At 65.4% G+C, this 14,387-nt stretch carries 7 protein-coding genes; 5 read left to right on the top strand and 2 right to left on the bottom strand.

What is annotated here, in order from left to right:
* Nucleotides 1–301 precede the first annotated feature (301 nt).
* Entirely contained in the window at nt 302–652 is a 351-nt protein-coding gene (locus VGD20_RS14480; protein ID WP_331135119.1) for a hypothetical protein, read from the bottom strand.
* A 526-nt stretch (nt 653–1,178) separates the two neighbouring features.
* Between VGD20_RS14480 and VGD20_RS14485 the strand changes: the two genes are divergently transcribed.
* From VGD20_RS14485 to VGD20_RS14495, 3 genes are all read left to right on the top strand, one after another.
* Nucleotides 1,179–8,744 (top strand): autotransporter outer membrane beta-barrel domain-containing protein, encoded by a 7,566-nt coding sequence (locus VGD20_RS14485; protein WP_331135120.1) that lies wholly within the window; start codon nt 1,179–1,181, stop codon nt 8,742–8,744.
* A gap of 239 nt (nt 8,745–8,983) precedes the next feature.
* Nucleotides 8,984–9,130 (top strand): hypothetical protein, encoded by a 147-nt coding sequence (locus VGD20_RS14490; protein ID WP_331135121.1) that lies wholly within the window; start codon nt 8,984–8,986, stop codon nt 9,128–9,130.
* Between the two features lie 79 nt (nt 9,131–9,209).
* Nucleotides 9,210–9,590, top strand: a complete 381-nt coding sequence (locus VGD20_RS14495) for a nuclear transport factor 2 family protein (protein WP_331135122.1) — start codon at nt 9,210–9,212, stop codon at nt 9,588–9,590.
* Between the two features lie 18 nt (nt 9,591–9,608).
* Here the strand turns inward: VGD20_RS14495 and VGD20_RS14500 are convergent, their stop codons facing one another.
* The gene (locus VGD20_RS14500) at nt 9,609–11,627 is read right to left on the bottom strand and encodes a PAS domain-containing protein (protein WP_331135123.1); all 2,019 of its coding nucleotides are present in this window, start codon (nt 11,625–11,627) and stop codon (nt 9,609–9,611) included.
* A gap of 263 nt (nt 11,628–11,890) precedes the next feature.
* Between VGD20_RS14500 and VGD20_RS14505 the strand changes: the two genes are divergently transcribed.
* Together VGD20_RS14505 and VGD20_RS14510 are read left to right on the top strand one after the other, a co-directional pair.
* Nucleotides 11,891–12,364: a biliverdin-producing heme oxygenase gene (locus VGD20_RS14505; RefSeq protein ID WP_331135124.1), complete on the top strand. Its 474-nt coding sequence runs from the start codon at nt 11,891–11,893 to the stop codon at nt 12,362–12,364.
* A partial coding sequence (locus VGD20_RS14510) for an HWE histidine kinase domain-containing protein (RefSeq protein WP_331135125.1) occupies nt 12,361–14,387 on the top strand: 2,027 nt, incomplete at its 3' end. The genes VGD20_RS14505 and VGD20_RS14510, both read left to right, overlap by 4 nt.

A 14,387-nucleotide genomic window follows, 5' to 3' on the forward strand; every position in this document is an offset into this window, starting at 1 on the left:
CGACCCAATAGATCGTGCCGGACGACGGCAGATCGTCGATCGTCAATGGCCCGAGAGGACCCATGACCGCCGTCGGCCTCGTATCATATTCGAGCACGCGAACTCTCCGATCGCGCGGCTTTCGCCGCTTCGTGCCCCCCATCGGAAGTCTGCTCGAAATGCGTTAACAAAATCTTTCCGTGACGCGCGACCCGATCCGTCCGGCCGTCACGCGCCGACTTTTCATCTGGAGATTACTCGCCCGGAGCCGGCCTTTCCCCGACGCTGCATGACGGCCCTTTCGCGTCGTTGCGGCAACGTCCTAGAGATTCTGGATTACGCCGTCAGGGGCTGCATTTTCAACCGGCACATAGCCGGCCTCCGTCAACCGGTCGATTGAGGTCATGCCGAGGCGGCGAAAGTGAGCGAGCGCTGCCACGAACAGCGACGATCGGAGATCCGCGGAGTTGAGAAGCCTGTGTCGGCGAAAGCCCAAAATCTTTACCTCGTGCGCGAGGAAGGCCACCTTCCTCGGCTCGTCCGTATAAGCTCGGGCGACGAAGCTTCTGCCGGCCTGCGAGAACCGGTAGATGTCATACTCATAGTACCAGTCGTGCAAGCCATCTGCATCGGGGTCGGAGGCGTCAACATAATGATCGACGTTGACGCGCATGTCTATTCAATGGCCGGGCAAATGCGGCATGACAACCGGTCATTTTCGGTGTGTTGTCTGTGGCTCCAACATGCATTGTACGCTTCCACCACCGCACGCAATCACAAGGCCGTTTCAGGAATGTGTCCCGCTCAGGTTACTCGAACGCCTAAAGCAGCCGGACCGCTAGCGGCCATCTGTTCGCGACGCCCTTGATGATAACAGAGGCTCAACCTCAATCCTTCGAGCACGTGCAGAGCCGGGATGGGGCCCTTGTCCCGTATCGGCTCAAAGATGTCGAAACAACTTGGGCGTGTCAGGTGTGCGCACCTTTTTTGCATAAAATTGAAGATGTTGTGATTGCCCCGCGCGTCTTGCGCCCTTAACCGGTCCGTCAAACAGAGGAGGCGGCATGATGGGGCAATTCTCAACGCGCGCAAATGGAACGCGCGCTTCTCGCAGTCTTGGGAAACTCTTCGCCTCCACGGCGGTCGTCGCCTGCGCGATGGGGCTGGTCTCCGGCATTCCTCTTGCATCGGCCCAGAGCGTGACGACATCGGGCGACGTCGATCCTTCCCCCGCCACCTCACCGAACTGGAACGTCGGCGGGGTCCTCAATGTTGGCGACTCAGCGACCGGTAGCCTGACGGTGGCGGGCGGTGGAACGGTCACGAGCACCTTTGGACAGGTTGGTGTCAATAGCGGCGGCGACGGAACGGTGACGGTGACGGGGGCGGGCTCGAACTGGACGAGTAACAGCAGCATCTACGTCGGCATGTTCGGCTCCGGAACGCTGAACATCGCGAACGGCGGCAGCGTCGACGTCGACACCAATAGCGCGCTCGGCGAATATGCCGGTTCCTCGGGGATTGCGACAGTGAGCGGTCCGGGCTCGCGCTGGACAACCGACAATTTCCTTTATGTGGGCGCAGCGGGCAATGGAACGCTGGGCATCGAAAATGGCGGCTCAGTGTCCGCCGCGGAGGCCATCGTCGGCGAAGATGCCGGCAGCGTGGGTCTGGTGACGATCGCCGGAACCGGTTCGTCCCTCAGCCTCGGCAGCAATTTGGTCGTCGGCCAGACCGGTGCCGGTGCGCTGGAGATCGCCGGCGGCGGCGCCGTCACGACCGGCAACCAGGGCATCATCGGATATTTTGCCGGATCGGGCGGCACGGTAACCGTCGACGGGCCGAATTCGGTCTGGAACCTCAGCAACGCGCTGCAGATCGGCCGCGAGGGAAGCGGCGAGCTCACCATCTCCAACGGCGGTATCGTTTCCACCGCGGCGGCGCCCGTCAGCCTGGATTTCCGAACGATCGGCTCGCAGCAAGGCGCGAGCGGAGAGGTGACCGTAACCGGGGCCGGCTCGGCATGGCTCGGGGACGCCAATCTCACGGTGGGCGGTGAGGGCACCGGCACACTGACGGTCGCTGCCGGCGGTCTGGCCACGAGCGGAACAGCCGTCATCGGCAGCTCGGTTGATTCCGTTGGCACGGTGACGGTGACCGGCGGAAATTCGGCCTGGACGAACGACGACCAGATGTTCGTCGGCTTCTCGGGTAAGGGCACGATGACGATCTCGAAAGGGGGCACGGTTGGCAATACGACCGCCTTTATCGGCTACGGCGCCGGCTCGGACGGCGCGGTGACGGTGACGGGGGCCAATTCGTCCTTGACGAACAGCGCCGATCTCCTCGTCGGCTATGCGGGCAACGGCACCTTGAACATTGCGGATGGCGGTGCGGTGACCAACGCGGTCGGCGCGATCGGTTATGCTGCCGGTTTCTCTGGCCGGGCGACCGTGACCGGGCCGGCGTCAAGCTGGACAAACCTCAACGAGCTTTTCGTCGGCACGTTCGGCGGCGGCCTTCTCGACATAACGGATCAGGGAAGCGTTTCCAGTACGGCTGGCTTCATCGGCCGCAACGCCGGGTCGAACGGTGCCGTGACGGTGACGGGCCCCGGGTCGGCCTGGACGAGCAGCTCTACCATCTACGTCGGCAATGCTGGCTCGGGCACGCTGACCGTCACTGACGGCGGCTCTGTTACGGCGTCGCAGATTACAATCGCCGCCGTGGCCGGAAGCACTGGCATCCTCAACATCGGCTCGGACGCCGGTCAGGCGGCGACAGCCGCCGGAACGCTTGACACTTCCGGGATTGCGTTCGGTGCGGGGGCAGGATCACTGATCTTCAACCACACCGACGCGGACTATGACTTTGACGTTGCGATTACGGGCGCGGGCACGATTCAGCAGGTGGCGGGTGTCACCCGCCTGACCGCGGACAACTCGGGGTTCACCGGCTCGACCGCAATCTCGGGCGGTACGCTGCTCGTCAACAGCACGCTCGGTGACGCGGCAAGCGAGGTCGTCGTGCTCGGCGGCGGCACGCTGGGCGGCAACGGCACGATCGGCGGCAACGTCACCGTTGGCGGCGGCGCCACGCTGGCGCCCGGTAACAGCCCTGGCACGCTGACGGTGGGCGGCGATCTCGAGCTCACACCCAATGCGGTGCTCGCCTTCGAGTTCGGTCGGGCGGGTATCATCGGTGGCGCGCTCAATGACCTTGTCAATGTCGGCGGCGACCTCACGCTCGCTGGCACGATCGACGTCCTGGTGCCGACCGGCGGCAGCTTCGGCCCGGGCATCTACCGCATGTTCAACTATGGCGGTACGCTCACCGACAACGGCCTGACGCTCGGCACGATGCCGGGCGGCAGCGCGGTGTCGGTGCAGACCGCGGTCACGGGACAAGTCAATCTGGTCAACACCGCGGGCCTGACGCTCAGCTTCTGGGACGGCAATGCGGGTCCCAAGAATGACGGCACCGTCAATGGCGGCAACGGCGTGTGGCGCGTCGGCGGCGGTTCCAGCAACTGGACCGATGCGGGCGGGGCGCTGAACGCCGATTATGCGCAGGACACATTCGCGATCTTCTCCGGTGCGCCCGGCGATGTGACCGTCGATGACGCTGGCGGCGACGTCCTTGCCTCCGGGCTTCAGTTCGCAAGCAGCGGCTATAGAGTCGCCGGCGATGCGCTCACACTCACCGACGCCCAGGCGATCGTTCAGGTAGGCGATGGAAGCGCGGCGGGCGCGGGCTTTGCCGCGACGATCGCGAGCGAGCTGGCCGGCACCGCCGGCCTTGTCAAAACCGACGCTGGCACCCTCGTCCTCACCGGCGCCAACAGCTACACCGGGGGTACCGCGATCGATGGCGGCACGCTGCAGATCGGCTCTGGCGGCGCGAGCGGCAGCATCATCGGCGACATCGACAATGAGGGGGCGCTGGTCGTCGATCGTTCCGGTGCGCTCACGCTCGATGGCACCATTTCGGGCAGCGGGTCGCTCACGAAACGCGGTAGCGGAACCCTGACGCTCACGGGCACCAACAGCTATGCCGGCGGAACGACGATCAACGGGGGTACGATACAGATATCCAATGACGCCAATCTCGGCGATGTAGGCGGTACGCTTTCTCTGCAGATCGGCACCTTGCAGGCTGGCGCTGCGTTCACCTCTGCACGCAATATCCTAGTCGGCGGAGCCGGGGCCAATCGCATCGACACTCAAGGATTCGACGTAACGCTGAGCGGCATAGTCAGTGATGGTCCCAACAGCTCGTTTGGCAATTTCTTCGCTAAGCTCGGCAGCGGAACGCTGACCCTGACAGGTGCCAACAGCTATTCCACCCGAACCGTGCTTGAGAACGGCACATTGGCATTGGCCGGGGCCGGCACGATCGGCAGGGGCAACATCATCGTGGGCGCAGGCACTGTCCTCGACATCTCGCAGGGCGATGTGGGCGCACGCGTGATCCAGCTCAACAGGGGCCCCGCAGGTACAATAGCGCTTGGCTCTAAAATACTGACGCTCGGATTCAACAATTCGTTCTCTGACTGGTCGGGGACGATCACCGACGGCGGCATCGCTGGCGGCACCGGTGGCCGGGTTGTCATTACGGGCTCCCGCGGCGCGGTTCGCTACCTTGAGGCAAACAGCTACACTGGTGGGACCACGGTATCGGCTGGCAGCTTCGAACTGTTCGGCAACGGCTCGCTTTACGCGGGCGGTGCGGTAGCCGTGGGCGCCGGCGCCGCGTTTGGTATCGCCGGGCTTAACGGGCCCGGCACGACGATCGGCGATCTATCGGGTGCGGGGGCGATCGCGCTTGGCGCAAAAACGCTGACCTTCGGCACGGGCGCTGACACGGCCTTCTCCGGAACGATCTCAGGCGCCGGAGGCGGGTTGGTGAAGACCGGCACCGGTACGTTCACGCTGACCGGCGCCAACAACTATACCGGGTCGACCAGTGTCACAGCGGGCGCTCTGCTGGTCAATGGCGATCAATCGGCAGCGATTGGGCTCACCAGCGTAAGTTCGGGAGCTGTGTTGGGCGGGACCGGCACGATCGGTGGCGATGTCGTCATCGCAGACGGCGCTACGCTGGCGCCGGGTGCCGGCGGGGCAGGGGCTCTCACCATCAATGGCGACCTGTCGCTCGGCGCGACCTCGCAGCTCGCCTTCGAGTTCGGCCGCGCGAACGCGCCGGGCGATCCGCTCAACGATGTCGTCAACGTCGGCGGCGATCTGACGCTCGGCGGGACGCTCGACGTCGCGGTGGCGCCGGGCGGCGCCTTCGGCATCGGGGTCTATCGGGTCGCCAATTATGGCGGCACGCTCATCAACAACGGCCTCGCGCTCGGCACGATGCCGTCGGGCGCGGACCTGTTCGTCCAGACCTCGGTCGCGAACCAGGTCAACCTGATCAACACCGGCGGTGCGGTGCTCAACTTCTGGGACGGCAGCGCCGGTGCGAACAAGTTCAACAATGTGGTCGACGGCGGCAGCGGCATGTGGCGGACCGGGTTGGATAACAGCTGGACCGAGACGACCGGTGCCGGGAACGCCGGCTATGCCAACGGCGCCTTCGCGATCTTCGCCGGTACCGGCGGCATTGTCACGATCGACAACAGCTTGGGCGCGGTTACGGCCTCGGGACTCCAGTTCGCGACGACGAATTACCGGGTCCAAGGCGGTGCGCTGACGCTGACCGGCCCACAATCGGTGATCCGCGTCGGTGACGGTACCAGTGCCGGGCTCGGATACAGCACGATCATCACCTCCGAGATCACCGGCGGCGCCCAACTTGTCAAAACCGACGTCGGCAGGCTCGAACTGACCGGCACCAACAGCTACACCGGTGGCACAGCGCTCAACGGCGGCACGGTGCGGATCTCGAGCGACGCCAATCTCGGCGCCGGCTCGGGCGTACTCAGCTTCAACGGCGGCACGCTCGAAACCACGGCAGATATCAGCTCGGTCCGCACAGTCGATCTCGCGGGCCAAGGCGTATTCTCCATCGACGCGGATACGGCGCTCACGCTCACCGGCAATCTCACCGGCGCGGGTCTGATCGGCAAGCTCGGCGCCGGTACCCTCGTCCTTGCCGGTGCCGGTAACCACGCCGGTGGCATCGGGGTCGCACAGGGCACGCTGCTCGTGAACGGCGACTATGGCGCCGCGACCGGCCCTGTGACCGTGAACCAGTTCACGACGCTGGGCGGCACCGGCACGATCGGCGGCACTGTGAACCTCAGCGGCACGCTGGCGCCGGGTGCCGGCGGCGCGGGTACGCTGACGGTGGGCGGCGATCTGCTGATCCGCCCGACCGCGACGCTCGACTTCGAGTTCGGCGAGGCGGGCGTGGTCGGCGGCGCGCTCAACGATCTTGTCAACGTCGGCGGCAATCTCGTCATCGACGGCGTGCTCAATGTCGGCGTCCCGGCGGGCGGCGCGTTCGATGTCGGCATCTATCGCATGTTTAACTATGGCGGCACGCTGACCGATAACGGCGTCACGCTCGGAATCATGCCCGCGGATTCCAACGCCGTCGTCCAGACCTCGATCGCGGGCCAGGTCAACCTCGTCAACTCGGGCGTCCTCGCGCTCAACTTCTGGGACGGCGCGGCCGGGCCGAAGAATGACGGCGTGATCAACGGCGGCAGCGGAAGCTGGCAGGCAAGCGGCGGCGACGATAATTGGACCGGCGAGAACGGCGCTGTAAACGCCGCCTATACCGACGGCGCATTCGCCATCTTCGGCGGCACCGGCGGGACGGTCACAGTCGATGACGGTCTGGGCGCTGTTACCGCTGTGGGCATGCAGTTCGCTGCCAATGATTATGTCATCGCGGGCGACGGCATCACGTTGACCGATCCCACCGCTACGATCCGCGTCGGCGACGGCAGCGCGGCGGGCGCGGGCTTTACAGCGACGATCAATTCGGCGCTTTCGGGCGATACCCAATTGGTCAAGACCGATGCGGGCACTCTCGTCCTCGGCGGCGCGAACAGCTACACCGGCGGCGCCCAGATCGTCGGCGGCGCGCTACGTATTTCGAGCGACGCTAACCTTGGCGCAGCGAGCGGCGACGTGACGCTCGACGGCGGCACACTCGAAATCAGCGCCAATGTTACCAGCGCACGCGACATCGTGGTCGGTGGCGGCACGATCGCAACGGCGGCCGATACGCTCTTCACCTATGATGGCCTCTTCTCGGGGACGGGATCGCTTGCTAAGACGGGCGCCGGCACCCTGCTCGTGACGGCCGACAATGGCGGCTTCGGCGGCAGCACATCGGTCGCTGCGGGAACGCTCGCGGTGCAGGGCAGCCTTGGCGGCGCGGTCAGCGTCGGCGCGGCGGGCCGCCTCGAAGGCACGGGCGGTGTCGGCTCAATCGTGAATGCGGGCATTGTCGCGCCGGGCAGCAGCATCGGCTCGCTGACCGTCGCCGGCGATTATCGCGGCAATGGCGGGGTGCTCGAGATCGAGGCGGAGCTTGGCGGCGATGCTTCGGCGACCGACCGGCTGGTCGTGAACGGCGCGACCGCGGGCAACACGCGGGTGACGGTGATCAACCGCGGCGGCCTCGGCGCGCAGACCGCCGAGGGCATCAAGATCGTCGAGGTCGCCGGTGCGTCGGACGGAAGCTTCACGCTCGATGGCGACTATCTGTTCGACGGCCAGCAGGCGGTGATCGCCGGTGCCTATGGCTATCGCCTCTTCAAGAACGGCGTTGCGACGCCGCAAGATGGCGACTGGTATCTGCGTTCGGCGCGCCTCGATGCCACCGGCGAACCCGAAGGGCCGCTCTATCAGCCGGGCGTTCCGGTCTACGAAGCCTATATCGGGGCGCTGCAATCGCTGAACCGTCTGCCGACCTTGCAGCAGCGCGTCGGCAACCGGTCGTGGGCTGCCTCGCCGATCGCCGGAGCGGGGCTCTGGGGCCGCTTCGAGTCCGAACGCCAGCGCCCCGAAGCGCTTGCATCGACCAGCGGCGCCGACCGCAAGGTCGACCAGTGGCAGGCGCAACTCGGGCTCGACGCCGTGTTGGCAGGGCGCAGCGACGGCGCCGCCCTCGTCGGCGGGCTGACCGCGCATTATGGCAAGGCCGACAGCGCGGTGACCTCGATCTTCGGCGACGGAACGATCGACACGCAGGGCTATGGCGTCGGCGCGACGATGACCTGGTATGGGCCGAAGGGCTTTTACGTCGACGGGCAGGTCAAGCTCAGCTGGTTCGACAGCGATTTTGAATCGAATGTCCTCGGATCGCTTGCTCGCGGCAACAAGGGCGACGGCCAGGCATTCAGCCTCGAACTCGGCAAGCAAACCCCGATCGGCCGCAACCTCGGCATCACGCCGCAGGTCCAGATGAGTTATGCCAAGGTCGATTTCGATCGTTTCGCCGATCCTTCGGATGCGGCGGTTTCGGTCGCGAAGAGTGAAAGCCTGAAGACGCGCTGGGGCCTCGCGATCGATCACCAGACGAGCTGGAAGGGCCGGTCGGGCGATACCCGCCACACGCGTCTCTACAGCGTGGTGAACCTCAGCTACGAATGGCTTGACGGCGCCGAGGCCGACGTATCGGAAACGCCGATTGTAAACCGTGACCACCGCCTGTCGGGCGAACTCGGTCTCGGTGGCAGCTATAGCTGGGGCGACGACCGCTTCACCCTCTATACTGAGGTCTCGGGCGATACCGCGATCGCCGACTTCGGCGCGGGCTATAATCTGAAGGGCACCGCCGGGTTCCGGGTACGGTTTTGATCGCTGTTGAATCCGGCGCGGTGGAAAGCAAGTGCGCCTTTGAAAATTTTGTGAGGGCGTCAGGTCAATTTGGCTCTGACGTCCGCTTCTTGCGGTTTGTCGCCAAAAGCTGACTGGCAGCTAACGGCCAACTGCAGCTTCACTGACCGGCGCCACCGTTCCCCGCCGTTTTGCAAAATCCTTCTAATCAGGGAACTTGCGTGCCCTCGGCAGGTTTTCTGGACCGCGAGGAGTTGACGATGAGCCGTGACAGAAAGCCCGACGGAAAATATGATCGTGTTGCGCCGCCGCTGCCGCACCCTTCGTGGCGCCACGGAGCGCCGGAGGCGAAAGAAAAGCCCGCGCGGCTGACCGCAAGAGAGTTCTGGGCGCGCCTCGGGCTCTGAGCTGTTCGATGGCGCCCTTCGGCCATTCTTCGGGGCTTTCGCCGGGCCGGCGATGCGAGCGGGTTCGAAGCAACGGAACATGACGCAGCGCGCCGAAATCATCGCCATCGAGGAACGGCTGCGCAGCGCCATGCTGGCGCGCGATATCGCCGCGCTCGACGCGCTGCTCTGCGACGATGCCCTGTTTGTCGACCAGAATGGTGCGCAAATTTCCAAAGCCGCCGATCTTGCGATGCACCGCTCAGGGCGTCTCGAAATCGCGTCGCTCGATTATGCCCCGGACATGCTTGTTCGCTGCTACGGCGAGGCGGCGGCGACCTGCGTCACAGCGGAAATCAGAGGAACCTTCGACGGTGCCGCTTTCTCCGGACGCTTCGTCTATTCGCGCGTGTGGACGCGCGGGCCGAACGGATGGCGCGTTGCGCAAGCGCATTGTTCGGCGGTTCTCGCAACGGGGTGACCGGGCCTGGCGCGCCCGTCAGTCGTCCGTGCGCGCGATCAGCGCCTTCACGCGGCGGGCAAAATGGTCGAGCTGAAACGGCTTGGTCATGACGTGCATGCCCGAATCGAGATGGCCGTGGTTGAGCACGGCATTCTCCGCATAGCCGGTGACGAAGAGCACCTCGAGATCGGGCGCGAGCGCACGGATGGATTCGGCAAGCTGACGGCCGTTCATACCGCCGGGCAAGCCGACATCGGTAATCAGCAGATCGAACGGGCCCTGGCTCTCGAACAGCCTGAGCGCCGATGCGCCATCCTCGGCCTCGACGACGTGATAGCCGAGCGCCTCGAGCTGCTCGCTCGCAAGCATTCGGATCAGCGGCTCGTCGTCGACGAGCAGGATGGCCTCGCCCGCCGAGGATCGCGGCGCTTCGCCCTTCTCGATTTCGCGCGCCTGCTCGGCGGCATCGGCGGCTCCGTAGCGCGGAAGATAGATGCATACCATGCTGCCCTGGCCGGGCTCGGAATAGATGCGGGCGGCGCCGCCCGACTGGCCCGCGAAACCATAGACCATCGAGAGGCCGAGCCCCGTGCCGTGCCCCATGGGCTTTGTCGTATAGAAGGGGTCGAAGGCGCGCGCGGCAACCTCGGGCGTCATGCCCGTCCCGGTGTCCGATACACAAATCGACACATATTGGCCCGGAGTGAGCCTGCGCTGCTGCGCGCTGCTCTCATCCATCCAGCGGTTCGAGGTCTCGATCGTAATCTTGCCGCCGTCGGGCATCGCGTCGCGCGCGTTGATGCAGAGGTTGAGCACGGCATTCTCGAGCTGGTCGGCATCGACGAAGCACGTCCACAGACCCGCAGCGCCCGCGGTCTCGACCGCGATGGCCGGTCCCACGCTCCGTTCGATCAGTTCCTGCATGCCCTCGACGAGCTTGTTCGCGGCGACCGGCTTTGGCTCGAGTGTCTGTCGCCGCGAGAAGGCCAGCAACCGCTGCGTCAGACTGGCGGCGCGGCGGGTCGCGCCGCTCGCAGCCGTAATATAACGGTCGAGTTCCGCGACACGGCCCTGCGCGATCCGCGCCGCCATCACCTCGAGACTGCCGCTGATCCCCGCAAGAATATTATTGAAATCGTGCGCGAGGCCGCCCGTCAGTTGGCCGACGGCTTCCATCTTCTGGCTGTGACGGAGTGTCTCCTCGGCGGCCATCAGTTCAGCGGTGCGCTCGTCGACCTGTCGCTCGAGCGTCGCGTTGAGCTCGGCCAGCGCAAGCTCGGCGCGCCGGCGTGCGGTGATATCCTGGAAGAGCACCGCGACCTGCTTGCGGCTCGGCGGCTCGATGCGCACCGCTGCCAGTTCGAGGAAGCGGCCCGTCGCGACCAGCTCCTGCTGGAAGCGGATAGGCTCGCCGGTGCGCAGGACCTTGCCGTAACGCTCGATCCAGGCTTCGGCTTCGTCGCCGACCATCTCGCGCAGCTTCTGGCCGACGACATTCTCGATGCCCGCGTGCCGTGCGTAGGCCGCGTTGGCCTCGAGGTGGATATAGTCGCTGTCGGGGCCATGCGGGCCGTCGAAGAATTCGATGATGCAGAAGCCCTCGTCGATCGCATCGAAGAGACCCTTGTAGAGTTCTTCGCTCTCGCGCTGCGCTTGCTGGACACGGAAGCGCTCGGTGACATCGGCGCCTTGGACGAACACGCCGTCGACCTTGCCGTCTGCCCCGAGCAGCGGCTGGTAGACGAAGTCGAGATAATGGTCGCTTGCCGGCTCGCCGGGCCGACCCTGGCGCCGGAAGAGGGCGCCGCGCGCGGAATAGGCCTCGCCGGTTCGGTAGATCTCGTCGAGGATGGCGACAAATCCTTGCGCTGCGGCGTCGGGCAACGCCTCCGCAACGGTGCGGCCGACGATGTCTCGGCCGCCGACCAGTTCGATATAGGCCGGGTTGGCGAGTTCGAACCGGTGATCGCTCCCGCGAAGGAGCGCCATGAAATTGGGCGCCTGCTCGAACATATGCGCGAGGATCGGCCCCACGCCGCTACCGCCTTCGTTCACGCAACGCCCTTTCTCTCTGCCCCGCGCTGCGCGATATTGCACGGTGCATAATCCGGAACCAGACCGATAACGAGGACGGCAGGCCGTAGTTCCGGCACGACGAAGAGATTGAAGATTTGCCCGGTTATAACATAAGATAAGTCGTTTCTTTGCCGTAATGGCAGAATGTTCGAGGGTGCTGTGCTCGCCCGCAACCGGACGAACCCTTGCCCAACGAAACGCTACGCCGCGCGCTCAGAGCGCAAACGGCTTCACAACATCGATTGCTCGACGATGCCGTCGGGTCGTTTGCGACGGTCGAGGCCTATGGACGCTTCGTCGCGAACAGTCTCGCGTTCCGCGCTCCGGTCGAGACGCTGCTTGCGCGCGGCACCCGGTGGCCGCTTCTGCCGCTGGCGGACCTGATGCGCGAGGATCTGGCCGACCTTGACGTGGCGCCGCGCCCCGAAGGCGTGTTCGCGAAGGCGCTTGGGGGGGGCGGCGAGGTCGGTATCGCCTATGTCCTCGAGGGCTCGGCACTCGGCGCCCGGCTGCTCGTCCGCCGCGCGGCCGCACTCGGTTATGGCGCGCGCTACGGCGCGCGGCATCTCGCGAGGCAGGTGGAGGACATGGCGCGCTGGAGGCGCTTTCTGGCGCTGCTCGAGACGATCCCGGACAGTCAAGCCGATGCGGTGGTCGCCGGCGCCGTCGCGGCCTTCGACTTCGCGCTCGGCATCTATACTGTGGAGACGGTATGACGACGGGCGTCGACCTGACCAACTGCGACCGCGAGCCCATCCACATCCCTGGGAGCATCCAGCCGCACGGCTGTCTTGTCGCCTGCGATGCCGGAGCGGCGACGATCCTGCGGCATTCGCTCAACTGCGGCAACATGCTCGGTGCGGCGGGCAATCTCAACGGGCGCGACCTTGCGTCCGTCCTCGGTGCAAAGACCGCGCACGATATTCGGAACGCGCTCGGACGCGCCCAGCTCAGCGGACGCTCGGCGCTGATGTTCGATTGCGTACTGGAAAACGGCCGTCACTTCGATGTCGCGGTGCACCGCTTCAAGGGCAGCGCGATCATCGAGTTCGAACCCGCAGAGGCCAATCTCGCCGCGCCGCTCGAAATGGCGCGCGCGATGATCGGGCGCATTGCGGCAATCGACGGCGTCGAACGGCTGGCGAAGGACAGTGCGCGGCTGGTGCGCGCCGCCCTCGGTTACGACCGGGTGATGATCTACCAGTTCGGGCCCGACGGTGCCGGCAAGGTGGTGAGCGAAGCGAAGCGCGCCGATCTCGAAAGCTTCCTGGGCCAATATTTTCCGGCGACCGACATCCCGCAGCAGGCACGAGCGCTCTATCTCAAGAACACGATCCGGATCATCTCGGACGCCGATTTCGAACGCATACCGGTCGAGCCGGTGCTCGACGCATCGGGCGAACCGCTCGACCTCTCGTTCGCGCACTTGCGCAGCGTCTCGCCGATCCACTGCGAATATCTGCGCAACATGGGCGTCGACGCCTCGATGTCGATCTCGATCATAGTCGACGGCGAGCTATGGGGGCTGATCGCGTGCCACCACTACAGCCCCCGCACCTTGTCGATGGCCGAGCGCGTTGCGGCCGAAATGTTCGGCGAATTCTTCTCGCTCCATCTTAATGCGCTGCGACACAAGCAAACGCTGGACGCGGCGCACCGCGCGCGCGAGGCACTCGACAGCTTCCTGCGCGATACGGTCGGCTCGCATGACATCAACGGGTTGCTCCGCGACAAGCTGTCGCAGTTCGCCGGGCTCATTCCTTGCGACGGCGTAGCGATGTGGCTCGACGGACAGATGTCGGTCGTGGGGTCGGTGCCGCCCGAGGCGGCCATTCTCGCGCTCGCGCGTTTTTCCGAGACCGTCGCCGATGGCCAGATATGGGCAACCCACAAACTCGCCAATGTCGTGCCGGGCGCCGAAGATTATGCGCCGATGGCGGCCGGCATGCTCGTCGTGCCGCTTTCGCAGCGGCCTCGGGACTTCCTCTTCTTTTTCCGCAAGGAGCTCGTCCACACGCTCGACTGGGCGGGAAATCCCGACAAGACCTATGAGACGGGGCCGCTTGGCGATCGGCTGACGCCGCGCAAGAGCTTCGCGATATGGAAGGAAACCGTGCGCAGCGAGAGCGCGCACTGGACCGAGCAGGAGCGACGCTTTGGCGAGGCAACGCGCATCGCGCTCGTCGAGGTCATCCTCCAGCACAGCGAGCGGCTCGCCGACGAACGTACCAAGGCCGAGCTTCGCCAGCGCATGCTCAACGAGGAGCTCAACCACCGGGTGAAGAACATCCTCGCCGTGATCCGCTCGCTCGTTGTGCATCCGACCGCCGATGGCGAGACGCTCGAAAATTACGCTGCATCGTTGCGCGGCCGCATTCAGGCCTTGTCGCTTGCGCACGACCAGGTCGTGCGCAACGATGGCGGCGGCGCCCTACGCGATCTTTTGCACGCCGAACTCATGCCCTATTGGGGCGATGGCGAGCGGGTGAGGCTGGATGGCCCGGCGATCTGGATGGACGCGCGCGCCTATTCGATCATGGCACTCGTCCTGCACGAGCTTTCGACCAATGCCGCCAAATATGGCGCGCTGTCCTGTCCTGCCGGGCGGCTTTCGGTGACCTGGTCGCTGACGCCCGTTGGCGGATGCCGGATCGCCTGGCGCGAGGCGGGCGGTCCGCGCGTCGCCGCGCCCGCGCGCCGCGGTTTCGGCTCGGTGCTCATCGAGCGCAGCATACCCTT

The organism is Sphingopyxis sp. (genome assembly GCF_036402335.1).
Lineage (GTDB): Bacteria > Pseudomonadota > Alphaproteobacteria > Sphingomonadales > Sphingomonadaceae > Sphingopyxis.

Excerpts from the sequence above, each read along its gene's own strand:
- VGD20_RS14490 (WP_331135121.1), top strand. The coding sequence starts at position 8,984 with ATGAGCCGTGACAGAAAGCCCGACGGAAAATATGATCGTGTTGCGCCG.
- VGD20_RS14495 (WP_331135122.1), top strand. The coding sequence starts at position 9,210 with ATGACGCAGCGCGCCGAAATCATCGCCATCGAGGAACGGCTGCGCAGC.
- VGD20_RS14480 (WP_331135119.1), bottom strand. The coding sequence starts at position 652 with ATGCGCGTCAACGTCGATCATTATGTTGACGCCTCCGACCCCGATGCA.